The organism is Actinomadura sp. NPDC048394 (assembly GCF_040651755.1).
GTDB lineage: Bacteria > Actinomycetota > Actinomycetes > Streptosporangiales > Streptosporangiaceae > Spirillospora > Spirillospora montaniterrae.
Window position 1 is genome coordinate 1 of sequence record NZ_JBEZJL010000076.1, and the last position, 25595, is coordinate 25595.

22 protein-coding genes and 1 pseudogene are annotated in these 25595 nt (G+C 74.3%); 6 read left to right on the forward strand and 17 right to left on the reverse strand.

Annotated elements, in window-relative coordinates; translation table 11 throughout:
* Positions 1 to 421 precede the first annotated feature (421 nt).
* From AB0C78_RS39535 to AB0C78_RS39555, 5 genes are read right to left on the reverse strand one after another with little or no spacing between them, the layout of a single operon-like run.
* Positions 422 to 1138, reverse strand: a complete 717-nt coding sequence (locus AB0C78_RS39535; protein ID WP_360758475.1) for an ABC transporter ATP-binding protein — start codon at positions 1136 to 1138, stop codon at positions 422 to 424.
* The gene (locus tag AB0C78_RS39540; RefSeq protein WP_360758477.1) at positions 1135 to 1890 is read right to left on the reverse strand and encodes an ABC transporter ATP-binding protein; all 756 of its coding nucleotides are present in this window, start codon (positions 1888 to 1890) and stop codon (positions 1135 to 1137) included. The genes AB0C78_RS39535 and AB0C78_RS39540 overlap by 4 nt, the downstream gene beginning before the upstream one ends.
* A complete protein-coding gene (locus AB0C78_RS39545) occupies positions 1887 to 2933 on the reverse strand; it encodes a branched-chain amino acid ABC transporter permease (protein ID WP_360758479.1) in 1047 nt (348 codons plus the stop codon). The genes AB0C78_RS39540 and AB0C78_RS39545 overlap by 4 nt, the downstream gene beginning before the upstream one ends.
* A 2-nt stretch (positions 2934 to 2935) precedes the next feature.
* Positions 2936 to 3823, reverse strand: a complete 888-nt coding sequence (locus AB0C78_RS39550) for a branched-chain amino acid ABC transporter permease (protein WP_360758481.1) — start codon at positions 3821 to 3823, stop codon at positions 2936 to 2938.
* The gene (locus AB0C78_RS39555) at positions 3820 to 5052 is read right to left on the reverse strand and encodes an amino acid ABC transporter substrate-binding protein (RefSeq protein ID WP_360758483.1); all 1233 of its coding nucleotides are present in this window, start codon (positions 5050 to 5052) and stop codon (positions 3820 to 3822) included. The genes AB0C78_RS39550 and AB0C78_RS39555 overlap by 4 nt, the downstream gene beginning before the upstream one ends.
* A 203-nt stretch (positions 5053 to 5255) precedes the next feature.
* On the opposite strand from AB0C78_RS39555, the gene AB0C78_RS39560 reads away from it, so the two are divergent.
* The gene (locus tag AB0C78_RS39560; protein WP_151546096.1) at positions 5256 to 5969 is read left to right on the forward strand and encodes a response regulator transcription factor; all 714 of its coding nucleotides are present in this window, start codon (positions 5256 to 5258) and stop codon (positions 5967 to 5969) included.
* A 49-nt stretch (positions 5970 to 6018) separates the two neighbouring features.
* Positions 6019 to 7374 (forward strand): annotated as a pseudogene (locus AB0C78_RS39565) (HAMP domain-containing sensor histidine kinase); the annotation flags it as partial.
* Between the two features lie 40 nt (positions 7375 to 7414).
* On the opposite strand, the gene AB0C78_RS39570 reads toward AB0C78_RS39565, so the two are convergent.
* The 7 genes from AB0C78_RS39570 to AB0C78_RS39600 all read right to left on the reverse strand — a co-directional run bounded on the left by AB0C78_RS39570 (position 7415) and on the right by AB0C78_RS39600 (position 17093).
* On the reverse strand, positions 7415 to 8365 hold the full coding sequence (locus AB0C78_RS39570; RefSeq protein WP_360758485.1) for a TAXI family TRAP transporter solute-binding subunit: 951 nt from the start codon (positions 8363 to 8365) through the stop codon (positions 7415 to 7417).
* A gap of 102 nt (positions 8366 to 8467) precedes the next feature.
* On the reverse strand, positions 8468 to 11698 hold the full coding sequence (locus AB0C78_RS39575) for an FG-GAP-like repeat-containing protein (protein WP_360758487.1): 3231 nt from the start codon (positions 11696 to 11698) through the stop codon (positions 8468 to 8470).
* 115 nt (positions 11699 to 11813) lie between these two features.
* Positions 11814 to 12605, reverse strand: coding sequence for an ABC transporter permease (locus AB0C78_RS39580; protein WP_360758489.1), 792 nt, complete (start codon positions 12603 to 12605; stop codon positions 11814 to 11816).
* Complete coding sequence (locus AB0C78_RS39585) at positions 12602 to 14131, reverse strand: ABC transporter permease subunit (protein ID WP_360758491.1); 1530 nt, start codon at positions 14129 to 14131, stop codon at positions 12602 to 12604. Before AB0C78_RS39585 ends, AB0C78_RS39580 begins: the two co-directional genes overlap by 4 nt.
* On the reverse strand, positions 14128 to 15054 hold the full coding sequence (locus AB0C78_RS39590; RefSeq protein ID WP_360758493.1) for an ATP-binding cassette domain-containing protein: 927 nt from the start codon (positions 15052 to 15054) through the stop codon (positions 14128 to 14130). The genes AB0C78_RS39585 and AB0C78_RS39590 overlap by 4 nt, the downstream gene beginning before the upstream one ends.
* Before the next feature lie 87 nt (positions 15055 to 15141).
* Positions 15142 to 15831, reverse strand: a complete 690-nt coding sequence (locus AB0C78_RS39595; protein ID WP_360758495.1) for a response regulator transcription factor — start codon at positions 15829 to 15831, stop codon at positions 15142 to 15144.
* Entirely contained in the window at positions 15828 to 17093 is a 1266-nt protein-coding gene (locus AB0C78_RS39600) for a sensor histidine kinase (RefSeq protein ID WP_360758497.1), read from the reverse strand. Before AB0C78_RS39600 ends, AB0C78_RS39595 begins: the two co-directional genes overlap by 4 nt.
* Before the next feature lie 124 nt (positions 17094 to 17217).
* Here AB0C78_RS39600 and AB0C78_RS39605 point away from each other — a divergent pair, with 124 nt between their 5' ends.
* The 3 genes from AB0C78_RS39605 (at position 17218) to AB0C78_RS39615 (ending at position 19568) form a co-directional block, all read left to right on the forward strand.
* Positions 17218 to 17634, forward strand: a complete 417-nt coding sequence (locus AB0C78_RS39605; protein WP_360758499.1) for a cold shock domain-containing protein — start codon at positions 17218 to 17220, stop codon at positions 17632 to 17634.
* 126 nt (positions 17635 to 17760) lie between these two features.
* On the forward strand, positions 17761 to 19083 hold the full coding sequence (locus AB0C78_RS39610; RefSeq protein WP_360758501.1) for a CBS domain-containing protein: 1323 nt from the start codon (positions 17761 to 17763) through the stop codon (positions 19081 to 19083).
* Positions 19080 to 19568: a DUF1003 domain-containing protein gene (locus tag AB0C78_RS39615; RefSeq protein WP_360758503.1), complete on the forward strand. Its 489-nt coding sequence runs from the start codon at positions 19080 to 19082 to the stop codon at positions 19566 to 19568. Before AB0C78_RS39610 ends, AB0C78_RS39615 begins: the two co-directional genes overlap by 4 nt.
* A 13-nt stretch (positions 19569 to 19581) precedes the next feature.
* Here the strand turns inward: AB0C78_RS39615 and AB0C78_RS39620 are convergent, their stop codons facing one another.
* A complete protein-coding gene (locus tag AB0C78_RS39620; protein WP_360758505.1) occupies positions 19582 to 20037 on the reverse strand; it encodes a MarR family transcriptional regulator in 456 nt (151 codons plus the stop codon).
* 153 nt (positions 20038 to 20190) lie between these two features.
* On the opposite strand from AB0C78_RS39620, the gene AB0C78_RS39625 reads away from it, so the two are divergent.
* Complete coding sequence (locus AB0C78_RS39625; protein ID WP_360758507.1) at positions 20191 to 21330, forward strand: Mrp/NBP35 family ATP-binding protein; 1140 nt, start codon at positions 20191 to 20193, stop codon at positions 21328 to 21330.
* A 49-nt stretch (positions 21331 to 21379) separates the two neighbouring features.
* On the opposite strand, the gene AB0C78_RS39630 is transcribed toward AB0C78_RS39625, so the two are convergent.
* From AB0C78_RS39630 to AB0C78_RS39645, 4 genes are all read right to left on the reverse strand, one after another.
* A complete protein-coding gene (locus tag AB0C78_RS39630) occupies positions 21380 to 21730 on the reverse strand; it encodes a sec-independent translocase (protein ID WP_360758509.1) in 351 nt (116 codons plus the stop codon).
* 94 nt (positions 21731 to 21824) lie between these two features.
* Complete coding sequence (locus tag AB0C78_RS39635; protein ID WP_360758511.1) at positions 21825 to 23558, reverse strand: trypsin-like peptidase domain-containing protein; 1734 nt, start codon at positions 23556 to 23558, stop codon at positions 21825 to 21827.
* A 143-nt stretch (positions 23559 to 23701) separates the two neighbouring features.
* Positions 23702 to 24862 carry a sigma-E factor regulatory protein RseB domain-containing protein gene (locus tag AB0C78_RS39640; protein WP_360758513.1) on the reverse strand — a complete coding sequence of 387 codons (1161 nt, stop codon included), beginning with the start codon at positions 24860 to 24862 and terminating at the stop codon, positions 23702 to 23704.
* Positions 24859 to 25464, reverse strand: coding sequence for a zf-HC2 domain-containing protein (locus tag AB0C78_RS39645; protein WP_151545159.1), 606 nt, complete (start codon positions 25462 to 25464; stop codon positions 24859 to 24861). Before AB0C78_RS39645 ends, AB0C78_RS39640 begins: the two co-directional genes overlap by 4 nt.
* Between the last annotated feature and the right edge of the window lie 131 nt (positions 25465 to 25595).

The following is a 25595-nucleotide window of genomic DNA, read 5'->3' on the forward strand; positions in this document are numbered from 1 at the left end:
AACAGGTTCAAGCGCCCCCATATTTCGTCAAGCACGCCCCAAGACCCCACCCCACCAGCAAAGACCACCCAAAACACCCCCCACGCAAGGGCTGCAGCCCAGTTCTCCCGCCCCAAAAAAAGTTTGGAACGATCTCCACAGGGGCGGGATAGGCGGCCTGTCGATCACCCCACAGCCGCCCAGACCACCCCTGGGCAGGGGATTCGACCCACCTCACGCACCTGGAAAACCCTCCGCACGGCCCTGGATCAGCCCGTCCCACACCCACGCAAAGGCCCCTTTGGACGGGCGGAAAGCGGCCAGCAACCCGCCCAGGCAGGCCCCCAGGGGCACGGGGCAGGTGCTTTGTGGCAGGGGAACGTAAAGCGGGGCGCGCACCGGCGGCCGGTACGCGCCCCGCTCCCCAGCAGGGGCCTGAGGGTCAAGAAACGGGCGTCTGGGGCGGGTCGCCGCCCAGGTAGGCGCTGCGCATCCGCGGGTCGGCGGCGAGCTCGGCGGCGGTCCCGGACAGCCCGATCCGGCCGAGTTCCAGCACGTAGCCGCGGTCGGCGACCTCCAGGGCGGCGCCCGCGTCCTGCTCGACGAGCAGGACGCCCGTCCCGCTCTCGGCGATCCCGGCGAGCCGCGCCAGGATCTCGTCCACGACCACGGGCGCGAGGCCCAGGGACAGCTCGTCGATGAGCAACAGCCGCGGCCGGCCCATCAGCGCCCGCGCGATGGCGCACATCTGCTGCTCGCCGCCGGACATGCTGCCCGCGACCTGGCCGAGCCGGTCGGCGAGCCGGGGGAAGATCTCCAGGACCGGGGCGAGGTCGCCGTTCCTGGGCACCCAGCCGCCGAGCCGCAGGTTGTCCCGGACGGTCAGCCCCGGGAACAGCCGGCGGCCCTCGGGGACGTGCGCGACCCCGGCGGCGGCGACGTCCTCGACGGCCGCGCCGATCAGCTCGCGGCCCGCCACCCGGACCGACCCGCTCCGGTCCGGGATCATCGCGGTGACGGCCCGCAGCAGCGTGGACTTCCCGGCGCCGTTGGGGCCGACGAGCGCGACGATCTCCCCCTCGTCCACCGACAGGGACACCTCGTGCAGCACCCGCACCCGGCCGTAGCCCGCGGTGAGCCGGTCGATCTCGAGCATCATGAGCGGTTCTTCCTCGTGTACCGGTGGCCGAGATACGCCTCGATGACCCGCGCGTCGTCCAGCACCTCGTCCGGCGGGCCCTGGGTGAGGACGGCGCCGTGGTGCAGGACGAGGATCTCGTCGGAGACGGCGGCGATCGCCTGGACGATGTGCTCGATGACCAGCAAGGTGAGGCCCTCGCCGCGCAGCTCGTCGATGAGCCGGAGCGCCGGGTCGATCTCGGCGGCGCGCAGCCCGGCCAGGACCTCGTCCAGCAGCAGCACGCGGGGCCGGAGGGCGAGCGCCTTGGCGAGCTCGAGGCGGCGGGCGTCGGCGACGGGCAGTTCGGCGGGCGGCAGGTCGCCCTTGCCGCCGAGGCCGACCCGCTCCAGCACCCGCTCGGCCTCCCGCCGGGCGCGGGCGCGGGAGCGGATCCGGGCCGGGCCGAACATCACCGCGACGGTGACGTTGTCGGCGACGGTGAGGCCGCGGAACGGCTTGACGATCTGGAAGGTCCGCGCGACGCCGGCGTGCGCGATCCGCCAGGGCCGGGCGCCGGTGAGGTCGGTGTCGCCGATCAGGACGGACCCGGCGGTCGGCTTGAGGTGGCCGCTGATGAGGTTGACGAGGGTGCTCTTGCCCGCCCCGTTCGGGCCGATCACGCCGAGGACGCGCCCGGCGGGCAGCGCCAGGTCGACGCCGGAGACCGCGAGCAGGCCGCCGAACCGGCGCTGCAGCCCGCGGACCCGCAGGACGGGGGTGTCGCCGCTCACAGCCGGTACCTCCGGACGTTGGACAGCAGGGAGAAGTCCCGGGTGCGGGCCGCGTCCCGGGCGAAGTTGACGACGCCCTGCGGCAGCAGGACCACCGCGATGATGATCAGCGCGCCGAGGGTGAGGTCGTGCGCCTCGGGCAGGTGCTGGCGCAGGTACTCGGAGGCGATCGCGATGCCGGCGGCGCCGAGGATCGGGCCGAGCACGGTGCCGGCGCCGCCGAGCACCACCATCACGATCATCAGGACGGTGATGTCGACGTCGAACAGCCGCTGCGGGTAGATCGTGACCTGCTGGAACGCGTAGGCGGCGCCGGCGGCGCCGGTGAGCGCGGCGGACACGGCGAACGCGGCGGTCTTGGCGACGGTGGTGTTGACGCCCATCGCGGCGGCGGCGTCCTCGTCCTGGTTGACGGCGCGCAGCGCGTAGCCGGCGCGGCCGCGCGAGATCAGCGCGACGACGGCGGCGGAGACGACGGCGATGCCGAGGAACAGCAGGTAGAACCCGTCATTGCCGAGCCACGGGGTGATCGCCCGGTCGCCGGTGGACGGGATCGTCGCGCCGGATCCGCCGCCGGTCCAGCGGGGGACGTTGGTGACGAGCTCGCGCAGGCCCTCGGCGACGCCGAGCGTCGCGACCGCGAAGTAGTGGCCCTTGAGCCGCAGCAGCGGCAGCCCTACCACGGCGGCGAACACCGCGGCGACGACGGCGGCGGCGAGCAGCGCGATCCAGAACGACAGCTTCGCGTGCACCATGAGGACGACGGTGGTGTACGCGCCGAGGCCGAAGAAGCCGACCTGCCCGAAGCAGGCGTAGCCGGTGTAGCCGCCGATGAGGTTCCACGCCGCGGCGAGCGCGACGAACATGAAGACGGTGGTGACGGTCCGTTCCTGGCCGGTGTAGAGCTGGCTCTGCAGGCCGAGGCAGCCGAGGACGAGGAGGACCCCGCCTCCCCACGGCCACCAGGCGGGCAGGCGCGGGCGGCGTCCGCGAACGGGGCCGGCGGAGGTCTCCGCCGGCGCGGCGGTGCTGGATTCGGCCATGGTCACACCTCGACCCGGGAGGAGTAGAAGGCCCGTCCGGCGATGCCCTGGGGCCGTACGGCCAGCACGATCACGAGGACGGCGAACGCGACGGCGTTGACGAGGGTGCCGGGCAGCAGCTGCCCGCCCCACGCCTCGACGAGGCCGAGCACCATGCCGCCGATCAGCGCGCCGTACATGTTGCCGAGCCCGCCGAGGACGGCGGCGACGAAGCTGAACAGGGTGAAGCGGCCGGCGTCGGCGGGGCTGAAGGTGCCGACGGCGCTGACCGCCGCGCCGGCCGCGCCCGCCATCGCGGCGGCGAGGCCGAAGGTGAGGGCGTAGACGTGCCGGGCCCGGATGCCCATCAGCCGGGCCGCGCCGCGGTCCATGCCGGTGGCGAGGATGGCGAGGCCGGTGCGGGTGCGCCGCATCACCGCGACGAGGGCCAGCGTGAGCAGCAGCGCGACGGCCGCCGCCAGGAGCCGTCCGACCGGTACCCGGACGCCCGCCATCAGGGCGAACCCGTCGGCGGCGTAGCCGGTGGTCACCGAGCGGTAGTCGCCGGAGTACAGCAGGATGAGGCCGTTGACCAGCAGCAGGTTGAGGCCGAAGGTGAGCAGCAGGGTGATGAAGATCGGTGCCTTGACCACCAGGTTGATGAGCCAGCGCTGGACCAGGTAGCCGGCGGCGAACAGGGCGGCGGCGACGGGGACCATCGCGGCGAACGGGTCCAGGCCGATCCGCCGGTTCAGCTCGAAGGCCAGGTAGGCGCCGACGAGGACGAACGCTCCGTGCGCCAGGTTGATCACGTTCATCACCCCCCACACCAGCGAGAACCCGACGGCGATCAGCGCGAACAGGCCGCCCTGCAGCAGCCCGTACACGGTCGCCTGGAGGAACTGGCTCATGACCGGTTCCCGGTGCCGGGCCAGATCAGCGGGGCCTCGGCGGCCTCCTTGGGCCAGACGGTGACGGGCTTGCCCTTCCGCACCTGGACGACCTGCATGGTCTTGGTCAGGTTCTGGCCTTCGGGGGTGAACTTCAGCGGCCCGAAGAAGGTCGGCTCGTCGAGGGCGGCGAGGGCGTCCCGCACCTTGCCGGGGTCGGTGCTGCCGGCCTTCTCGACGGCGTCGACGAGTGCGATGCACGCGGCCGTCGCCTCGGCGCCGTGGTATTCGGGTGCGCGGCCGCCGAACATGGCGGCGAACTGGGTGGCGTAGTCGGCGGCGGTGCCGATCCACTTGTCCTTACCGGCCGTCTTCTCGGTCCACTGGGTGGAGCCGAGCACGTTCTCGGCGTCGGCGCCGAGCGACTTGGCGAAGTCGGGGGTGGGCGGCGCGACGGTCTCGGCGAAGCCGCCGGACGGCCGCACGCCCAGCTCCTTGGCCTGCTTGATGATCGCGATGCCCTCGGCGACGTGCACCGAGCCGACGACGACGTCCGGCCGCATCGGCTTGATCTTGGTGAGCGCGGCGGACACGTCGGAGGTGCCGCTCGGGAAGTACTCGGTGGCCACGACGGTGAAGCCGAGCTTGCGGGCCTGGTCGGCGCCGGACTGCGCGACGGTCTTGGAGAACCCGTCGTCGGCGGACAGGAACGCCATCGTGCGCGGCTTCGGCTTGGCCAGTTCCGCGATCGCCTGGACCATGGACGCGGCGTAGGAGTGCGCAGGGGACAGCGCGGCGAAGGTCCGCCTGTACCCCTTCTGGAAGATCTTGTCGTCGGCGCCGGAGCTGTCGGCCATCACCTGGCCGTTGCGCTCGATGACGGCGGCGGCGGCCTCGGTGGTCGCCGAGCCGTAGGGGCCGAGGATCAGCTTGACGCCCTTGTCGTTGAACTGGTCGACGATCTGGGCGGCGGTGTCGGGCTTGGACGTGTCGTCCTGGTACTTGATGTCGAGCCTGAGGTGCCTGCCGCCGGCCGCGACGCCGCCCTTGGCGTTCACGGCCTTCTTGCAGAGCTCGTAGCCCTCCTTGGTCAGGCCGCCCTCGCGGGCCAGCGACCCGGTCAGCGACATGGACGCGCCGATCGTCAGCGTCGAGGAGTCCCCGCCGCTGTGCTTCTCGCCCTTCGATCCGCATCCGGCCGCGATCAGCGCCACCGCGGCGGCCAGCGCCGCCGCCTTCCTGGTTCGCATCGGGATCCGCCTGTTCCTCTCGGTCCGGGACGGCCGGCCATCCGCCCCGTCGAAGGCGCGGCCCGGAGGCGCGGTGTGCGCGCCCTTGCCGGGAAGGTAGGCGCGGGGCGGGCCGGGGCCGGAGGGCGGAGCGGCAAATTTGAGAAACTTCTAGGATCTGGCCCGTAGGCAGGGGACGCCCCGCTTTTTACGCTGTCCCCACCATGCGAATCCTTCTCGTCGACGACGACGACCGGTTCGCCGACGCGCTCACGGTGGCACTGCGCCGGCAGGGCTTCGAGGTGTGCCGGGCGGCGACGGGCGCGGCGGCGCTGGCGGCGCCGCCCGCCGATCTGGTGCTGCTGGACCTCGGCCTGCCGGACCTGGACGGCATCGAGGTGTGCCGGCGGCTGCGCGCCGGCGGCGACGTCGCGATCATCGCGGTGACCGCGCGGGGCGAGGAGCGCGACCGGGTCCTCGGGCTGCGCACCGGCGCCGACGACTACCTGGTCAAGCCGTTCGGGATCGCGGAGCTGGCCGCCCGGATCGACGCGGTGATCCGCCGGGTCCGGCCGGCGGCGCGGCCGGTGGTGGTGGCGGCGGGCGGGCTGCGGGTCGACACCGCGCGGCACCAGGTCACCGCCGCCGACGGGTCGCCCGTCGCGCTCACCCGCAAGGAGTTCGAGCTGCTCGCCGCGCTCGCCCGGCAGCCCGGCCTGGTCGTCACCCGGGAGCGGCTGCTGATCGAGGTGTGGAACGGCGTGTGGCCGGGGGCGCGGCGCACCCTGGACGTGCACATCGCGACGCTGCGCGCCAAGCTCGGCGACCCGGCGCTGATCAGGACGGTGCACGGGGTCGGCTACCGGCTGGCCGTCGAGGACGAGCCGGCCCCGCGGGCCGCGGCCGCCCCGGCGGGCGGGGCGGCGACGGACCCGTGACGGCGTCCCGGCCGCACCGGGCCGGGAGGTGAGCGGCATGCTGCGCCGCATGCTGGTGCTCTACGCGTCCCTGCTGCTGGTGGTGCTCACGGCGCTGGAGGTGCCGCTCGCGATCGCGTTCGCGGGCCGGCAGACGCAGAACCTGTTCATCGACCAGCTGAACGACACCGCCCGGTTCGCGTCCCTGGCCGAGCCGGCGCTGCGCAGCGGCGAGACGGTGACGCTGCGCGCGGAGCTCAGCCGCTACGACGCCCTGTACGGGATCGCCGCCGCCGTGGTCGACCGCAACGGCGAGGTCGTGCTGGCGTCGCGGGCGGGCACCGACATCGGCCGGCGGGCGGGCAGGCGGCTGCGCGACGCCCTGTCCGGGGAGCGCTCCGACGTCGACGAGGTGGTGTGGCCGTGGCGGCGGGGCCCGCTGGTCGTCGCGGAGCCGGTGGGGCTCGGCGGCCGGGTCGTCGCCGCGGTCGTCACCATCGCCCCGACGACGCAGGTGCGGGCGCGGACGGTGCGGCGGTGGTCGGAGCTGGCCGCCGCCGGGCTCGGCGCGCTGGTGGTGTTCGGGCTGGCGGCCGTCCCGCTGACCCGCTGGTTCCTGCGCCCGATCCGGGAGCTGGACGTGGCGACCGGGGAGCTGTCGGCGGGCCAGTGGCAGGCGCGGGTCCCGGTGACGACGGGGCCGGCGGAGCTGCGGCGGCTCGGCGAGCACTTCAACGAGATGGTCGCGGCGCTGGGCCGCGTCCTGGAGCAGCAGCGGTCGTTCGTGTCGTACGCCGGGCACCAGATGCGCAACCCGCTGGCGGCGCTGCGGCTGCGGGTGGAGAACCTCGCGCCGCACGTCCCGCCGGGCGGGGAGGACGACCTGGCGCTCGCGGTCGACGAGGTCACCCGGCTGGGCCGGATCCTGGACGGCATCCTGGCGCTGGCGCGCGCCGAGGGCGGCAACTACCCGATCCGGGTGGTCGACTGCGGGCGGGTGGCGCGGGAGCAGGTGGACGCGCGGCGCCGCGTCTCCCCCGGCGTCCGGATCCGCTACCGGGGCGCGTCGCACGCGGCCGCGTACGCGGTGCAGGGCGGCGTCGGGCAGATCGTGGAGGCGCTCATCGACAACGCGGTCAAGTTCGCGGGGCCGGGAGCGACCGTCACGGTCACCGTGTCCCGGCCGCGGGCCTTCCCGGACGCGCCGGACGTCCCGGTGGTCGGCATCGACGTGGTGGACGACGGCCCGGGGATGCCGGAGGCGGACCTCGCGAACGCGACGCAGCGGTTCTGGCGCGGCGCCGGCCAGCAGAACGTGGACGGCACCGGGCTGGGGTTGAGCATCGTCAGCGTGCTGGCGGAGGCGTCCGGCGGGAGGGTGCTGCTAATGCCGGCGCGGCCGCGCGGCCTGCACGTCAGGGTCGTCCTGCCGGCGGCGACGGGGTCGGGGCCGCCGCCCGTCCCGCTCATCCCTCGCCCTTGGTCTCCCGGTAGTAGCGGATCGCCCCGGGATGCAGCGGCAGCGGATACGTCGACACCGCCGACCTCCGGTCCAGGTACAGCGCGGCGGGGTGGGCCGCCGCCAGATCGTCCCGGCGGGTGAACAGCAGCCGGGTCAGCGCGTAGGCCCGGTCGTCGGGCATCGAGGCGTTGACGACGAGGTAGTTCGGGACGCCGATGGTCTGCACGGGCCCGTCGAGGCCGTACGTCGAGGCGAGGATCGACTGCTCCTCGTAGAACGCCTGGTACTTCTTGCGGAGCGGCGCGGCGTAGTCGGCGAGCTCGACGAGCCGGATGGGCATCTGCTTCGCCAGCTCCGCGATCTGCGGGATCGGCAGCCCGCCGGAGAAGAAGAAGGCGTCGATGCGGCCCGCGCGCAGTGCGGTGGCCGCGTCGGCGAGCTGCGTCCGGCTGGGGCGGACGTCCTTGCGCGGGTCGAGGCGGGCGACGGTGAGGAGCCGCGTCGCGATCAGTTCGGTGCCGGAGCCGTCCGCGCCCAGGGAGACGCGGCGTCCGCGCAGGTCGGTCAGCTTGTGGATGTCGCTGTTCGCCGCGACGACGAGGTAGGTGTAGTTCTCGTAGAGGCGGGCGAGGGCGACGACCGGTTCCTGCTTGGTGAAGGGCGGGCGGCCCTCGAAGGCCAGTTCCGCCGAGTCGGCGAGCGTGAAGGCGACGTCGGCGCGTCCGGACGCCACCAGCCGCAGGTTCTCCACCGACGCGGCCGTCGCCAGCACCTGGGGGCGCGCGCCGGGCAGGTGGGCCGCCGCCGCTCGCGCGATCCCCTGGCCGTAGGCGTAGTAGACCGCCTTCCGGCCGCCCGCCGCGATGACGAGGCGCCACGGCCGCGCCGGGCCGCCGCCGCACCCCGACACCGTGGACAGCAGCGCCGCCGCGACGAGGACTATGACCCATCTCACAGCGGCTAACCGTACGCGCGACCGGGTGTGGAGGACATCCCCTGCGCCGCGCGAAAGCGCAAGTCAGCCGGGTCCGGCCGGTCCTTCTCGGGCGGCGCCCGGTCAGCGCAGCGGTCCGTAGTGGCCCGTGCGCTGGTCGTCGTGATGGTAGGTCGGCCATTCGGCGGAGGCCGCCTTCCCTTGCGTCGTCCAGGCGAACAGGTAGCCCTCGCGCGTGGTGGCGACCAGGTCCGTCCGGCCGTCGCCGTCGAGGTCCCCGGCGGACGGGGACCAGACCGTCCAGCCGCCGGTGAACAGGGGGAATCCGGCGGCCTGGCCGGTCGGGCCGAACGCGTGCAGGGTGGAGGTGTCGCCGCCGCCGATCACCTCGGCGCGGCCGTCGCCGGTGACGTCCGCGATGAGCGGCGAACCGAGGAAGGCGAGGCCGGTGCGGCGCTGCGGGAATCCCGGGACGGGCAGGGCCGTGGCGGCGTCGTAGCCGCGCTGGAAGTTGCCGATCGGCTGCCCGCTGCCCGGGAACAGCAGCGCGGCGACCAGGGACGCGGCGCCGGACCCGCCCTCGGTGTAGCTCAGCCGGTTCAGCGGCCCGAACCTGCCGAACGCCCCGGACGTGGTGAAGGAGAGCGGCACGTCGGCGGGCAGGTTCCCGCCGAGCACGGCGGCCGGGTCCAGGGCCGGGTTGGCGAGGGGCCCGTAGTCGCGGAGGATCTTGCCGGTCCCGGAGATCAGGTAGGTCGGACCGAAGGACGGGCCGGTTGCCACCTCGTCCTTGCCGTCGCCGTCCACGTCCGCCGTGACGGGCTGGTTGACGCCCTCGGTGATGAACTCCTGCGCGCTGCCGTAGAACGTCATGACCGAGGCCATCCGGACGGGCCAGCCGGCGACGGGGGCGCCGTCCGCGTGGTAGGCGAACGCGTAGTTGGCGCCGTAGAACTGCTCTCCCCCGCCCTTGCTGTCCGACAGCTGCGACCGGACGACGATCTCGGGCTTGCCGTCGCCGTCGAGGTCGGCGACGGCGGGCGTGCCGGGCAGCTTGTGGTCGTCGATCCGGACGTACCCGTCGGGCGGCCCGTCGCCCGTGCGCACCTCGACGGGCCATCCGGGCAGGTCGGAGCCGTCCGGGCGCCAGGCGTGGATCCGGCCGTCCCAGCCCGCCTGGACGACGTCGAGCCGCCCGTCGCCGTCGAGGTCCACCAGGACGGGCGAGGCGGTCGCGCCCTGCACCGGCAGCCGCGTGTACTTCAGCGCGGGACGCGGAACCGGGGGCGCGGTCACGCCCGTGTCGAGGGTCTTCGGCCAGCCGGGAAGGAGCCGTCCGGACGCGTCGAAGACATAGGTACGGCCGGTCGTGCTGGTCGCGACGATCTCCTGGTGGCCGTCATGGAACAGGTCGCCGATCGCGACGGGCGCGACGACGGGCTCGTGACCTGGGTCGATGCCCGGGTAGGCGTGCTGCGGGACGGTCGGCCGCGTCGTGACCGGCCACCCGGGCAGCTCCTTGCCGGACGCGCCGTCGAGCGCGTGGACGCGGCCGTCGCCGTCGCCGTAGACGATCGCCTTGCGGCCCTGGAGCTCGGTGATCGCGGGCTGGCTCTCGTTGCCGACGCCGAGCCTCCTCGGGAATCCGGCGCGCAGCGCGGGGTCGTGGTGGACGGCGATGGCGCGCCGCTCCTCCGCCATCCGCCCGGACGCGTCCCACACGCGCAGCCGCAGCGTGACCGTGTACTGCTCGCTGGCCGACAGCGCCTTGTCGTCCGACAGCCTGTACGGCGCGTCCCATACCGATTTCGGAACCTGCGACAGGTCGAGAGTGCCGATGTGACCGTCGTGAGGCGAGCTACCCGAGCCGGAGCCGGCCTGCCGGAACGCGGTGCCGGACGGCTCGATGCCCGGCGCCCAGTCCAGCTCGTACCGGTACCCGGACGAGCGCGGCGCGGCGACGTACCCGGTGACGTCGACCGACTTCGCGGTCACCGGATCGTAGAGCGAGTACCAGTCGGGCCCGGTGAACGCGCCGACGGGCGGGACGTTCCCGTCCTTCACGGCCTGCATGGCCCTGGCGACGTTCGGCCGCCCGTACCCGTACTGCCGGTCCCATCCCGGTTTGCCGGGCCAGGGCAGGGACGGGTCGTCGACGTCGGAGGCCGTCGCGCGCAGCACCTGGACGGCCTCCTCGTTCGTCAGCGGCTTCCCGACCTGGATCCCGTACGACAGCAGCAGGCCGAACACCCCGCCGGTCGTCGGCGTCGACTCCGACGTCGACCCGCCCTGCGTGGCGACGGAGAACATCGCCTTCGCGCCGAACGACGTCTCGTCCGAACGCGTCCGGTAGGTGGTGGTGAGCGTGTTGGCGAGCGGGTCCGGGACCCCGGCCGTGTTCGGGACGAGGCCGTTGCCGGGGATGACGTGCGGCCAGAACATGCCGCCCTGGTGGTCGGTGGAGTCGAAGTCGTTGCTCGACTCGACCATGACGACGCCGTCCCGCCACAGCTTCTCGACGGTCTGCCGCATGAAGGCGGAGTAGCCGAGGTCGGCGGTCGTGCTGACGATCACCTTCGCGCCCATGTGCGCGGCGTACAGCCACGCCTGCGCCAGGTCGTCCGTCCGGTCGAGGGCCTCCTGACCTGCCCGGACGGGCAGGATGCGGCAGCGCGGGCACACCCCGGCGCCCTGCACGCCGTTGTTGGTCTGGGCGGCAAGCGTCTTCATCTGGCCGTTCGCGTGCCCGTACGTGGAGTCGTAGGTGGCGGGGTCGTTCTGCCGCTCGTAGAAGTCCCAGCCGGAGATGTCGTCGGTGAAGCCGTTGCCGTCGTCGTCCTTGCCGTTGGAGAAGGCGGCGATCAGGTCCTCGGGATCGATGCGCCCGTTGCCGTTGGCGTCCTTCACCCGCGGGTCGGCGGCGTAGTCGGCGGCGGTGACCGCGCCGTCGCCGTCCTTGTCGTAGGTGGACGACCCTTCGGGCTTGGGCATCTCGCCGGTGTTGAGGAACACCTTGTCGGCCAGTTCGGCGGCGTCGCCGTTGTGCCAGTTGATCCCGCCCTCGACGTAGGCGATCACGACGTCCGGCGACCCGGTCGTGTACTCGCGCCATGCCTTGTCGACCGACATCCCGGACGCGTTCTCCGGGTCCTTCGCGTTCGGCGCGCACTTCGGCATGAACGAGTAGAGCGCGTGCTGCTCCCCGTTGACGCCTTTGCCACAGCCCTGCACCTCGGCGCTCGCGTAGTCCGGGTCGTTCGGCGGCGACGCGGGGAACCCGCCGTCCGCGAAGGCGGCGGGCGCCCAGGCCACCAGTCCCGCCACGAGGATCGTCATCACCGGCCGCACGCGCATACCAGGCTCCCGACGTCACCACCAGCACGGAACCCGAATATCCCTCACCTTCACCCCGACGCCTACTCACCCCGATGACACAAGAACGTCACACGGATGCGTTGAAGCACAGGGGTCAGGCGTCGCGGGCGCGGACGAGGGCAACCGCGGCGAGCAGGGCGGCGGCGGCCCACGCGGCGAGCACCGCGAGGCCCCGCCACGGGGAGATCGGGAGCCCGGCGAGCCCCGTCGTCGCCTGGACGGCCAGCCCGGCGGGCATCGGCGCGATCTTCTCCAGGCGGCGCTGCCAGGCCGGGTCGCCGATGACGTTGATGACGATCGGGAACAGATACAGCAGGCCGAGGACGGTGCCGATGGCGGCGGCCGAGTCCCGGACGGCGGCCGCCACCCCGAGCGCGAGCAGCGCGACCAGCACCAGGTAGAGGACGGACCCGGCGGCGGCGCGCAGCGTCGGACCGTCCGCGAGCGAGATCGGCGGGCGGCCGTTCGCGGCCGTGAACCCGTTCCCCGGCAGGACGAGCCGTCCGGCCAGCAGCGACGCCGCGATCGCGACCGCCCCGGCGGCCAGCACCGTCCCGGCGAGGACCGTGCCCTTCGCGGCGAGGACGGCGGCCCGGCGCGGGACCGCGGTGAACGTCGTCCGGATCATGCCGGTTCCGTACTCGTTGCCGATGGTCAGGACGGCCAGGATCGCGACGGCGGCCTGGCCGAGCATCACCCCGGTCAGGCTGAGCCGCGTCACGTCCGACGCGCAGTCGGGCGGCGCGCAGTGGGCGGAACCGTCCGCGCCCGCGCCGAGCGCGACCGTCGAGGCGATCGCGGCGAGCAGCAGCCAGGCGGGGCCCGCCTCGGTGCGGAACTTCGTCCACTCCGCGTGCAGCGCACGCAGAAAAGGCGGCCGGGTCATGCGTCCCTCCGGCGGAGCAGATGGGCGGCGGCGGCGAGCGCCACCACGGTGTAGGCGCACAGGACGGCGAAACCCGCCCAGGGCGGCAGCGGGAAATAGCCCGAGGACGGCGCATAGACGGTGTCGACCTGCGGATAGCGCACGACGCTCTGCTGGATCGCGAACCCGGCGGCGGGGGTGACCCGCAGCAGCCACCCGGACGGCCCGTCCGGCAGCAGCCCGCCCGTGGCCAGGACGTAGGGCAGCACCAGCGCCGCGACGATGATCGTCACGGCCGCCGCGCCGCGCCGGATCACCGCGGCGACGGCCAGCGCGAGGACGGCCGCGAGCGCGAACAGCAGCGCGGTGCCGGCGACCACGCGAACCTCGGTCCAGGCGGAGGCCGGCAGGATGAAGAAGCCGTGGCCGCGCGCCCGCGCGCTGGTGAGCGGGACGGCGACCGCGGCGGCGACCAGCCCGGTGACGAACGCGACCGCGCCGGCGACCAGGGCCTTCGCGGCCAGCACGCGGCCGCGGCGCGGGCTCGCGGCGAAGGTGAGGCGGACGAGCCCGCGCCGGTACTCGGCGGAGACGAACAGCGCCCCGATGACGGCCATCACCAGGATGCCCGCGAACGCGCCGACGAGCAGGTTCTCGATGGTGTAGCCGGTGCCGAGGGCCGGTCCGCCGACGATGGGGGCGATGTCGCCGGCGCCGGTCACGGTGAGCCCCCGTCCCGCCTCGGTGAACCCGCCGTGGACCGTGTCGGTGTAGCTGCCGGACGTTCCGGCGCCCCGCACCTGCTCGCCCTTCCACCCGCCCGGCGTCCACCCGCCGTCCAGGGCGACCTGCCCGAACGTCGCGGTCGCGACGGCGGGGTCGAAAGCCGCGCCGTGCCCGGTCGCTGTGATCGACATCGGGGACGCGACGAACGCGCCCGCCTGCACGGTGGACGCGAGACCGGGCAGCCGCGCCGTGCCCGCCGGCGTCCAGTGCGCGCCGTCCGCGGAGCCGTACCCGGTGATCGTGTCGCCGGAGCGGACGAGCCGCAGCCACCGCGCCGACGCGATCGCGCGCGGGGCGGCGGTGTCGTGCACGTAGTCGTGCTGCATCCGCATGCCGTGGCCGCCCGTCACCATGAGCGCCGCGTAGCGGGAGCCGGGGCGCAGCCCGTCCTTGACGATGATCCCGGCCTTCGCCCACGGCTCGACGCCGTTCCGCTCGTCCGGGCCCACGCTCACGATGCCGGTCAGCGACGTCACCGGGACCGTGATCGACCCGTCGCCCCGCAGCGCCCGGTGCACGAAGTAGAAGCTGTCGTTGACCGCCTCGCCGCCGGGCCCGATCGGGATCGCGTCGGGCGGATGGTTCAGGTTCGGCCCGCCCGTCCCGAGGACCCCGATCAGCACGGTGACCACGGCGGCGGCGACGGTGCCGACGACCCAGCCCCGGACGGTCCGGAACTTGGTCCATTCCGCGCGCAGCAGCCGGGCGAAGCCATCGAGGGCGCGCCGCTCGCCCGCCCGCGGCGGGAGCACCGCGGTCATGACGCGGCCCGCTCGGCGGCGCCGAACTCGACCGCGTCGCGGGTCAGCTCCATGTAGGCCTCTTCGAGCGTCGCGCGGTGCGCGGCGACCTCGGAGAACGGCACCGACGCGCCGCCGAGCAGCCGGACGATCTCCTCGGCGGCCGGCCCGGAGACGGTGAGGGTGTCGGCGCCGTCGACGGTCACGGTGGCGCCCGCGTTCGCCAGCACCGTCATCGCCCGGGCGCGGGCGGACGTGCGGATCATGACCCGTCCGCGCGACGCCGCCGCGAGCAGTTCGGCGACGCTCGCGTCCGCGACGACCCGGCCGCGCCCCGCCACGACCAGATGCCCGGCGGTGTCCTGCAGCTCGCTCATCAGATGGCTGGACACGAGGACCGCGCGGCCCTCGGCGGCCAGCGCCGCCAGGAACCCCCGCATCCACCGGATCCCGTCCGGGTCGAGGCCGTTGAACGGCTCGTCGAGCATGAGGATCGGCGGGTCCGCCAGCAGCGCCGCCGCGATCCCGAGCCGCTGCCGCATGCCGAGCGAGAACCCGCCCGCCCGGCGCCGCGCCGCCCCGTCCAGCCCGACCCGGCCGATCACCGCGTCGACGCGCGCGGCGCCGAGGCCCTGCGAGTGCGCCAGCCACAGCAGGTGGTTGCGGGCGGTGCGGCTCGGCTGCAGCGCGGCGGCGTCCAGCAGCGCGCCGAGGTGCCGCAGCGGGTCGCGCAGGCTCCGGTACGGGCGGCCCCCGACCAGCGCGCGGCCCTCGTCGGGCGCGTCCAGGCCGAGGATCACCCGCATCGTGGTGGACTTCCCCGCCCCGTTCGGCCCGACGAACCCGGTGACCTCCCCGGGCCGGACGGCGAACGACATGCCGTCCAGCGCGAGGGCGCGGCCGAAGCGCTTGCGCAGGCCGTCGACTTCGATGGTCGCTTCCATGCCGGAAGCGTAGAAAGCGGACACCCCACCGGTCGTCACGGCACCGAGCGATCCCCGTCCCCCACGCCAGGGACCCCGGCCTCCCTCCTAAGAGCTACGGTTCGCGCCGGGGACGACGAGGCCGGTCTCGTAGGCGGTGATCACGGCCTGCGTGCGGTCGCGCAGCGCCAGCTTGGTGAGGATGCGGCTGACGTGCGTCTTCACCGTCTCCTCCGTGACGACCAGGCGGGTGGCGACCTCCGCGTTGGACAGGCCGTCCGCGACGAGCCGCAGCACCTGCTTCTCCCGCGGCGTCAGCACGTCCAGCGTCGCCGCGGGAAGGGCGCCCTGCCGGGGCTTGAGCAGGGCGAACTCGTCGATGAGCCGGCGGGTGACGGCCGGGGCGAGCAGCGCGTCCCCGTCCGCGACGACCCGGACGGCGTCGAAGAGCCGCTCGGCGGTCACGTCCTTGAGCAGGAACCCGCTCGCCCCCGCGCGCAGCGCGTCGTAGACGTACTCGTCCAGGTCGAACGTGGTGAGGATCAGCACCCGCGGCCGGTCCGCGCCGGACGCGACGATCCGCCGGGTCGCCTCGATGCCGTCCGTGCCGGGCATCCGGACGTCCATCAGCACCACGTCGGGCGACAGCTCGGCGCAGACCCGGACCGCCTCCCCGCCGTCCTCGGCCGTCCCCGCGACGGTGAAGCCGGGCTGGGCGTCCAGCAGCGTCGCGAAGCCGGTGCGCACCACCGGATGGTCGTCGGCGACGACGATGCTGATCGTTCCCGGGTCGCTCATCGTGCTCCTTCCGGTGCCGCGGGCAGGCCGGTGCCGGCGGGCAGGCACGCCTCGACGAGGTAGCCGCCGCCCGCCGCCGGGCCGGTGCGGACCTCGCCGCCGACGGCCGCGGCGCGCTCGCGCATGCCGAGCAGCCCGTGCCCGCCGGACGCCGGGGACGCGGGGCCGCCCGGCCCGTTGTCGCGGACCCGGACCCGCAGCGCGTCGCCGGTGTAGTGCAGCTCGACGTCGACGGCCGCGCCGGGCGCGTGCCGCCGCGCGTTGGTCAGCGACTCCTGGACGATCCGGTACGCGGCCAGCTCAACGCCCGGGTCCAGCGGGTCAGGCGCCCCGTGGACGATCAGCCGGGCCGCCGCGCCGGAGACGTCCCGGGCCTCGTCGAGCAGGTCGAGGAGCTGCACGAGCCCCGGCTGCGGCCGCCGCTCCGCGACCCGCGCCTCCGCGCGGCGGGTGTCGTCGCGCAGCACGCCGAGCAGCCGCCGCATCTCCGTCAGCGCCGCGCGGGCCGTGTCGCCGATGTCCAGCAGCCGCTTCGCGCCCGCGGCGGGCATGCCGGGGGTGGCGAGCCGCGCCGTCTCCGCCTGCACCGCGATCATGGAGATGTGGTGCGCGACGACGTCGTGCAGCTCGCGGGCGATGCGGGCGCGTTCGCCGCGCGCGCTGTTCTCCAGCAGCGTCCCGGCCATCGCCCGCCGGGCGGCGGTGCTCTCCAGCGCCTCGGCCCGCGCCCGCCGGACCGCGCCGGCCAGCGCCGCGACCGGCACCAGCGAGGCGAGCAGCACGGCCCGCACCCGGAACTCCGCCGTCCCGGGGCCCGCGAGCGCCAGCACCGGGAACGGCAGCCCGACCGCCAGCGCGGCGGCATGCGCCCCGGCCCGCCCGGCGCGGTGGGCCGCGACCAGCAGCGCGGCCGAGCCCGCGACGGTCGCCGTGTCGAGGAGGCCGAGCGAGACCGCGTTCGCGGCCGCGACGGTGAACGCCGCGACCGCCGGGCGCGGGAACGCCGCGGGCAGCGTCGCGCACAGGCACAGCAGCACCATGAGCGCGACGAAGGGGACGCGCACCGCGCCATGACCGTCCCGCGCGCCGGACACGTCCATCACCAGCCGCGCGACCGGGCCCCGGCCGTCCAGCAGCAGCCCGGCGGCCTGCTCCACGAGCGCCAGGGCGGCGAGGCAGGCGGCCGCCACGGGCAGCGGGGATCCGGCGGCCCGCACCGTCCTGCCGACCCATCCGGAATGCCGGGCGCCCGTGCGGTCCACAGGCGCATTATGCAGCACCCATGGGCGACGACGCCGGTTCCCGGGGAGCGGGGGACGGGCGCGCTAGATTGGGAACAGGTACTTCTGGTTCGCGTTTCGCGGTGTGGAGAGTTGGTCGGTTCTGGTGCGTACTGGACGGGTTCTGCGGTTCGACGGGGTGCGCGGCTACGGGTTCATCGTCCCCGACGGCGGCGGTGACGACGTGTTCGTCCACGCCAACGAGGTGCTGGACGACAAGTCGGGCCTGACGCCCGGCGCGACGGTCGAGTTCGAGACGGTCGACAGCGAGCGCGGGCCGAAGGCGTTCGGCGTCCGCATCCTGTCCCGGGCGTCGTCGTCCTCCTCCCCGGCGCCGCGGCAGTCGTCGTCCTCCCAGCTGCTGGACGAGGGCCTGTGCGACGTCCTCGAACCGGCGGAGCTGCGCGAGGACATCACCGAGCTGCTGCTGTCCGGCACGCCCGACCTGACCGGCCGGCAGATCGTCAGCATCCGGGAGAGCTTCCTCGGCTTCGCCAAGAAGCACGGCTGGGTCGAGGCCTGAGACCCGCCCCGCGGCCCGCCGCACCCCGGAACGCCGCCTCCGGCACCCCCGCTTCACCCGCCGGCCATCCCCGGGCCGCCGCGCCCGCACCGAATCGCCCGGTGCGTCCTGGGTAGTGTCAGGCCCATGAGCGGAGCTCCGACGCGCGTCTACATCGCGCGGCTCGCCGGGATCGCGGTGTTCGACCCGGCCGGCGACCAGGTCGGCCGGGTCCGCGACGTGGTGGTGGCGCTGCGCCTGGCCCCCCGGCCGCCCCGGGTGCTCGGCCTCGTCGTCGAGGTCGGCCCCCGCCGCCCCGTGTTCCTGCCGATCACCCGGGTGCAGGTGATCGAGGCCGACGCGATCATCTTCGACGGCCGGCTGAACATGCGGCGGTTCAGCAAGCGCGAGTCCGAGACCCTGGTGATCGCCGAGATGCTCGACCGCACCGTCCGGTTCTGCGACTCCGGCGAACCCGTCTCCGTCGTCGACGTGGCGATGGAGCCCACCCGCACCCGCGACTGGCTGGTCGGCAAGGTCGCCGTCCGGCGCGGCGGACGCGGCCTGCGCCGCGGGCCCGGGCTGCGCCGCCGCGGCGAGAGCCTCGTCGTCGACTGGAACGACGTCGAGGGGTTCTCCGCCGTCGAGCACGGCCAGGGCGCCGCCGGGCTGATCGCCGCGTTCGGCCAGATGAAGGCCGCCGACCTCGCCGGCATCGTGCACGAGCTGACCCCGAAGCGGCGCACCGAGGTCGCCGCCGCCCTCGACGACGAGCGGCTCGCCGACGTCCTGGAGGAGCTGCCCGAGGACGACCAGATCGAGATCCTCGGCAAGCTGGAGGCCGACCGCGCCGCCGACGTCCTGGAGGCGATGGGCCCCGACGACGCCGCCGACCTGCTCGGCGAGCTGCCCACCGAGCAGCGCGAGCAGCTGCTCACGCTGATGGAGCCGCAGGACGCCGCGCCCGTCCGGCGGCTGCTCACCTACGAGGACGACTCCGCCGGCGGCCTGATGACCACCGACCCGGTGATCGTCCCGCCGGACGCGACCGTCGCCGAGGCGCTCGCGCAGATCCGCAACCCCGACCTGAACCCCGCGCTCGCCGCGCAGGTGTACGTGTGCCGCCCGCCGACCGCCACCCCCACCGGCCGCTACCTCGGCACCGTGCACTTCCAGAAGCTGCTGCGCGAACCGCCGCCGACGCTGGTCAGCGGGATCGTCGACACCGAGCTCGACCCGCTGCGGCCCACCATGACGCTGGAGTCCGTCGCGATGATCCTGGCCACCTACAACCTGGTCGCCGCGCCCGTGGTGGACGAGAACGGGCACCTGCTCGGCTCGGTGACCATCGACGACGTCCTCGACCACCTGCTGCCCGAGGACTGGCGGGAGACCGCCATGGACGCGTTCGCCGAGGCGTCCGCGGATCCCGAGGAAGAGGCACTCCGGGGCGCCGAGGGGGCGAGATGACCACACGTCTGGACCAGCCGCGCGAGATCCGCCGGACGATCGTGCCGCGGCCGCACTACGACCCCGAGTCGTTCGGCCGGCTGTCGGAGCGGATCGCCCGGTTCCTCGGGACCGCCCGGTTCCTGGTCTACATGACGGGGTTCATCGTCGTCTGGATCGGCTGGAACTTCCTCGCCCCGCACTTCCTGCGCTGGGACCCCTACCCGTTCATCTTCCTGACGCTGATCCTGTCGCTGCAGGCGTCCTACGCGGCGCCGCTGATCCTGCTCGCCCAGAACCGGCAGGACGACCGCGACCGCGTCCAGTACGAGCAGGACCGCTCCCGCAACGAGCGCACCATCGCCGACACCGAGTACATCACCCGGGAGATCGCCGGGCTGCGGGTCGCGCTCAGCGAGGTCGTCACCCGCGACTTCCTGCGCTCCGAGCTCCAGCAGATCATCCGCGAGCTCGACGCCAAGGACCAGCACCCCACGCTGTCCTGACCGCGGCCGGGCGCTAGGACGGTTCGTCGGCGAGCTTGTCGAGGATGTGGCCGAAGGTGCTCAGGTCGGGCTCGTCCAGCCGGCTCAGCACGTACTCGCGGACGCCCTGCCGGTACGTCGGCGTCGCGTCCGCCAGCCGCGCCCGCCCCGCCGGGGTCAGCACCGCGTACAGGCCCCGCGCGTCGCTGGTGCAGGACTGCCGGACGACGAGGCCGTCCCGCTGCAGCCGGTCGACCAGCCGGGTCAGCCCGCTGCGCGACAGCAGCACCCGGTCGGCGAGATCGTTCATCCGCAGCCGCCCGTCCGGCGCCTCGCCGAGGTGCATCAGCACGTCGTAGGAGCCCAGCGCGAGATCATGGTCGGCGAGCAGGTCCGCCTGGAGCCGGCGGGAGATCTGGACCTGGGCGCGGAGCATCGTGCGCCACACCGCCAGCTCGGCGGGCGACATGGTGCTGGACTGCGATGTCACGCCCCGATGTTACGGTGCCGGAAGCCGCGGGCGAAGGGGCCGGAGGCGGGTGTCGCGCGCCCCGGCGCCGCCCGGCGCCCGGGAGGTGCTCGGGAGGTGTGAGGTCCGGCACCCGATTGGCCGATACCGCCGCGGGGTTCATACCATGGACGCATGGCCCACCAGTTGACGACCGAGCAGGTGACCGCGGCCCTCGCCACGGTGAACGACCCTGAGATCCGCAAGCCCATCACCGAGCTCGACATGGTCAAGGACGTCGACATCGCGGCGGACGGCACCGTCCGCGTCGGCGTGTACCTGACCGTTGCCGGCTGTCCCATGCGGGACACCATCACCAAGAACGTCACGGAGGCCGTCTCCAAGCTCGACGGGGTCACCTCCGTCCAGGTCGACCTGGACGTGATGAGCGAGGAGCAGCGCAAGGATCTCCAGACCAAGCTGCGCGGCGGCGAGCCCGCCAAGGAGATCCCGTTCGCCAAGCCGAACTCGCTGACCAAGGTCTACGCGGTCGCCAGCGGCAAGGGCGGCGTCGGCAAGTCCTCGGTGACCGTCAACCTGGCCGCGGCCCTCGCCGCGCAGGGCCGCAAGGTCGGCGTCGTCGACGCCGACATCTACGGCCACTCGGTGCCGCGGATGCTGGGCGTCGCCGACGCCCCCACCAAGGTCGCCGACATGATCATGCCGCCGGTGGCGCACGACGTGAAGGTCATCTCCGTCGGCATGTTCACCGCCGGGAACCAGCCGGTGGTGTGGCGCGGTCCGATGCTGCACCGGGCCCTGCAGCAGTTCCTCGCCGACGTCTACTGGGGCGACCTGGACGTCCTGCTGATGGACCTGCCGCCCGGCACCGGCGACATCGCGATCTCCGTCGCGCAGCTGCTGCCGTCCGCGGAGATCCTCGTGGTGACCACCCCGCAGCAGGCCGCCGCCGAGGTCGCCGAGCGGGCCGGCGCGATCGCCGCGCAGACCCACCAGCAGGTCGTCGGCGTGATCGAGAACATGTCGTACCTGACCTGCGCGCACTGCGGCGAGCGCCAGTACATCTTCGGCGAGGGCGGCGGCCAGACCGTCGCCGACGCCCTGGCCCGCACCCTCGGCACCAAGGTCCCGCTGCTCGGCCAGGTCGAGATCGACCCGCGGCTGCGCGAGGGCGGCGACAACGGCGTCCCCCTCGTCCTCGGCGACCCCGACGCGGGCGCCGCCAAGGAGCTGCGCACCATCGCCGACAAGCTCGCCGGCCGCTCCCGCGGCCTCGCCGGCATGTCCCTCGGCATCTCCCCCAAGGGAAGGTAGACCGAAAGAACGAAAGGCCCCGCCGATGGCGGGGCCTTTCGTTTTCGGGTCAGGTCGCTTCGTTGTCGAAGGGGGGCCGTTCGCCGTAGTCGAGGGCCTGGGGCGACGCCGGGACGTAGGACGGCTCGTCGTCGTCGAACAGCTTGCCGTTCAGGAACGAGTCGTCGTCCTCGAACAGGTGCTTGCGGACGAACGTCTTGGGATGCAGGTCGGCGATGTCGAAGTCCTTGAACTCCGGGCCGAGGCCCGCCTCGAGGTCCGCCTTGGCCGAGTTGGCCATCTGCCGGAACTGCCGCAGCATCCGGCCCGCCTGCCCGGCGACCTGGGGCAGCTTGTCACCGAAGATGACCAGGGCGAGGACGACCAGCACCGCCATCTCGCCGAGTCCGACGTCGAACAACCCGTCCTCCACAAGCCACCGGGGACCGGCCCTGCGCGGACCGGTCCCCCCAGCGTATCCCCAGCCGGGATGAACCCGGCCTTAACATCCGGCGCTACGAACCCAGCGTGATCTCGACCGTGGTCTCCTTGCCGCCGCGCTGGTAGGTGACCTTGATCCGGTCGCCGGGCGCGCGGCTGCGGATCTGCGCGATCAGGTCGGTGGCGTCCTCGATCGGCTGGTCGTCGACCTTGGTGATGACGTCGCCGGGCTTGAGGCCCGCCTTGTCGGCCGGGCCGCCCTTGGTGACCGGGTCCTGGCCCTGCACCGCCTGCTGCATGATGCGCGCGCCGCCCTGCTGGTACTGCGGGTCGGGCAGCACGCCGAGCTTCGCCATCTTCACCTGCCCGGTCCTGATGATCTCTTCGGCGACGCGCTTGCCCTGGTTGATCGGGATGGCGAAGCCCAGGCCGATGCTGCCGCTCTGGCCGCCGCCGCCGAGCGACTGGCCGCCGAGCGTGGCGATCGCGGTGTTGATGCCGATCACCCGGCCCTTGGCGTCCACCAGCGGGCCGCCCGAGTTGCCGGGGTTGATCGCGGCGTCGGTCTGGATCGCGTTGAGGTAGGACGAGTCGCCGCCGCCCTCGCCCTGGGTGGGCACGGCGCGGTTCAGCGAGCTGACGATGCCGGTCGTCACCGAGCCCTGCAGGCCGAGCGGCGAGCCGATGGCGATCACCGGGTCGCCGACCGCGAGCTTGGTGGAGTCGCCGAGGGCGAGCGCGGGCAGCGAGTGCTGGCCCTCCACCTTCACCACCGCGACGTCGGAGGACGGGTCGGCGCCCTTCACCGTGGCGGGCAGCGTCTTCTTGTCGTTGAAGATCACCTGCATCTGGGCGCCCTGCCGGGCCTCGGACACCACGTGGTTGTTGGTGACGATGTAGCCGCCGTTAACGATGAAGCCGGTGCCGCCGACCTCGCCCTGCGACGACTCCACGCGGATCATCACGACGCTGGGCAGCACCCGCTGCGCGACGCCCGCGACGGAGTCCGGCGGGCGGCTCTGCACCTTGGTGTCGCTGCCGCTGCCGCCGCCGAGGCTGACCGAGCCGCCGTCGCCGTTGTCGTCGTCGGTGGCGATCACCCCGATGCCGGCGCCGACGGCGCCCGCGACCAGCGCGACGATCAGCGCGATGACGGCCAGCAGGCCGAGGCCGGGGCCGCGGCCGGACGAGGGCGGCGGAGCCGGGATCGGCGCCCAGTTCGGGCCCGTCCCGGGCGTCCCGAACGCCCCCATCGGGCGGGGCCCGCCGGGCGGCGGCGGGCCCATCGGCGCCCCGGGAGGCGGCGGGCCCATGGGCGGCCGCCCGCCGGGCGGCGGCGGGCCCTGCTGCCAGCCCCCGTACGGCGGCTGGCCGTGCACGGCCCGCGGGTCCTGGTCGTAGGGGACGAATCCGGGCCGCGGACGCTGGTCCTGCGGCCCGTCCATGGGCTGCGGCCCGTCCATGGGCTTGTCGAGCGCGACCGGGGGCGGCGGCTGCGGCATGTCGCGCGGGGGCGCGTCCTGCAGCGGCACCTCCCGGGGCGCCATGGGGCCGGGCACGTCGTCCTGCGGCGGGGCTTCGGCGCGCGGCGCGTCCGGCGGGGCGAACCCGCCCGCCTGCTCGCCGCCGCCCGCCACGAGCCGGTCGGTGCCGCCCGGCTCCGGGTCCGGTTCGGGCTCCGCCGCCGGCTGCTCCAGGGGGATCTCCTGGTCGGTCACCGTCTCGGGAGGAGCCGCCGCGTCCTGCCGCTCAGGCTCCTGCCCGGGGACGGCGTCCTCGTCCCCCGGCCGGCGGTTGTCTTCCGTCATCCCCATCTCTCCTACCGAGCATGGTCTCGTCATCCGTGCTCATCGTGCCGCGATAGGCATGTGGCGAGCGTAAGGCAGAGGCCTGCCGCGGCGCCTCTCGGGTCCTCCCGCTTTGGACGGACTTGGGCGTTCCCCGGTTCGGGTCACTTGAACGGGTCGGCGGCCGAGGCCAGCCGCCGCGCGCCGCGCGCCATCCGCGTCCAGAACGGGTCGGGGTGGCGCGGCAGCTCGAAGGCGACCGCCTCCGCCGTGCTCTGCGGCGCGTCGGTCAGGACGGTGTACACGTATCCGTCGGCCGCGGCGACGGCCCAGCGGCGCAGCGACTCGCGGCAGAACACGGTCCGGCCGTGCCGGACGGCCTTCTTCCAGCCGGTCAGGGCGCTCGTGTCGAGGGTGCCGCGCTGCACGAACACCGACACCGAGGCCAGGCCGTCGGAGTAGCTGAGGTGCACGGCGCCGCCGGCCTCGCGGCGCGCGTCGTAGAGGCTGAGGTGGCCGGGCAGCCGATCGGGGACGGGCCAGCCGCGGCGTTTCAGGCCGTCGAGGGCGCGGGCGTCCAGCGGCACCTCGAGGATCGAGGTCGCGGAGCTGTTCGGCGCGGCGTTGGCGCTGCTCGGGCCCTCCGCCTCGGTCCCGGCGGCCGGTGCCTCGGTGACGGCGGGGGCGTCCACGGACGAGCCGCGGGTGCGGCCGGTGCGCGGCGCGGCGCCGCCCTGGGCCGGGACGGTGAAGCTGATCTCGGTGAAGCCGCTGGTGACCACCGGGCGGCCGGTCGCGTCGACCAACTCCCGGTGCAGCATCAGCCCGGTCTCGGCGTCCAGCCAGAACCGGCCCGCGACCGTGCCGTCCTGCCGGCGGGCCTCCACCACGCAGGCGCGGCGGCCGAGGATGGACGCGTCGGGCTTCCGCACGACGGTGTAGTTGCGGGTCAGCAGCTCGAGCGTCCGCTTGGTGAACCCGGTGGCGTCGCCCGCGGACGCGTCCGGAAGGTAGCCCTCCGAGCCCGCCGCCGAGGTGTACCGGACGCCGTCGCCCGGCGTGTGCACGGCGCTGACGCGGGACGTGGCGGACCGGCCGCGGTTCCACGTCGTCAGGAAGCGGCGCCCCTGGTAGGGGACGCGCCGGGCGGCGTCGGCGGCGGAGCGCAGCAGGCCGACGGCGGCGGGGTCGCTGCGGGCGCGGCGCGCGGCGCCCGGGTCCCCGGCCAGCCCCCAGGCGAGGGCCACCGCGCCGGCGAGGCCGCCGGCGATCAGGGTGCGGCGCCGTCCCCGGCGGTGGCAGGCCGTCGAGGGGGTCCCGGTCACGGCCCGGGCGCGGTCTTGATCTGGTTCGCCGGGTCGGTCAGCGGGTCGGTGACGGGCGCGTCGCCGGTGGTCAGCGCGTGCTCGACGGCGAACCGGTCGAAGGCGGGGGTGACGGCCGGCGAGTGCTGGCGGCCGCCCGCCGCGTAGGAGGCGGTGCCGAGCCCGATGAACAGGGTCGCGGCGCCCACCACGAGGTAGCGGCGGCGGTGCCGGGTCAGGCCGGCGGCGCGGGCGCCGGGCCGGTTGTCGCGGGGACGGGCGGCCGGCGGCGCCGTCCGGGCGGGACGGGCGGATGATCGCAGCGGCCGGGCGGACGCGGGGCGCATCGGCTGGGTCGTCGCGGGCGGCTCCGGCGGGACGGGGCCGGCGCCGGCCCCCATGGAGCGCAGGCGGTTCAGGAAGTCGCCGGACGGCAGGTCGTCGGCGCCGTCGGAGGCGGGCAGCGCGTTCAGCCCGCGCAGCCGCCCCTTGACCCGGCGCAGCTCGTCGGCCTCGGCCCGGCAGGCGGCGCAGCCGGCCAGGTGCGCGAGGACCCGGTCCCGCTCGGCGGGGTCCAGCTCGTCGTCGATCAGAGCGGTCAGGCGCTCACCAAGGCAGCTCACACGGCCTCCTCACGCGGGGACGGTCCCCCGCGCCGGCCGGCCCCCGGCTGGATGCCCTTGCTACGCCTGGTCATGACGCCCCTGTTCGTTCCGTTCTCTCCGCGCGCGGCCCCGCTGCCACGCGCGCGGTC

Coding starts and splice junctions, on each gene's coding strand:
- AB0C78_RS39535 (WP_360758475.1), bottom strand. CDS start 1,138: ATGATGCTCGAGATCGACCGGCTCACCGCGGGCTACGGCCGGGTGCGG.
- AB0C78_RS39545 (WP_360758479.1), bottom strand. CDS start 2,933: ATGGCCGAATCCAGCACCGCCGCGCCGGCGGAGACCTCCGCCGGCCCC.
- AB0C78_RS39550 (WP_360758481.1), bottom strand. CDS start 3,823: ATGAGCCAGTTCCTCCAGGCGACCGTGTACGGGCTGCTGCAGGGCGGC.
- AB0C78_RS39555 (WP_360758483.1), bottom strand. CDS start 5,052: ATGCGAACCAGGAAGGCGGCGGCGCTGGCCGCCGCGGTGGCGCTGATC.
- AB0C78_RS39560 (WP_151546096.1), top strand. CDS start 5,256: ATGCGAATCCTTCTCGTCGACGACGACGACCGGTTCGCCGACGCGCTC.
- AB0C78_RS39575 (WP_360758487.1), bottom strand. CDS start 11,698: ATGCGCGTGCGGCCGGTGATGACGATCCTCGTGGCGGGACTGGTGGCC.
- AB0C78_RS39580 (WP_360758489.1), bottom strand. CDS start 12,605: ATGACCCGGCCGCCTTTTCTGCGTGCGCTGCACGCGGAGTGGACGAAG.
- AB0C78_RS39585 (WP_360758491.1), bottom strand. CDS start 14,131: ATGACCGCGGTGCTCCCGCCGCGGGCGGGCGAGCGGCGCGCCCTCGAT.
- AB0C78_RS39590 (WP_360758493.1), bottom strand. CDS start 15,054: ATGGAAGCGACCATCGAAGTCGACGGCCTGCGCAAGCGCTTCGGCCGC.
- AB0C78_RS39595 (WP_360758495.1), bottom strand. CDS start 15,831: ATGAGCGACCCGGGAACGATCAGCATCGTCGTCGCCGACGACCATCCG.
- AB0C78_RS39610 (WP_360758501.1), top strand. CDS start 17,761: ATGAGCGGAGCTCCGACGCGCGTCTACATCGCGCGGCTCGCCGGGATC.
- AB0C78_RS39615 (WP_360758503.1), top strand. CDS start 19,080: ATGACCACACGTCTGGACCAGCCGCGCGAGATCCGCCGGACGATCGTG.
- AB0C78_RS39625 (WP_360758507.1), top strand. CDS start 20,191: ATGGCCCACCAGTTGACGACCGAGCAGGTGACCGCGGCCCTCGCCACG.
- AB0C78_RS39635 (WP_360758511.1), bottom strand. CDS start 23,558: ATGACGGAAGACAACCGCCGGCCGGGGGACGAGGACGCCGTCCCCGGG.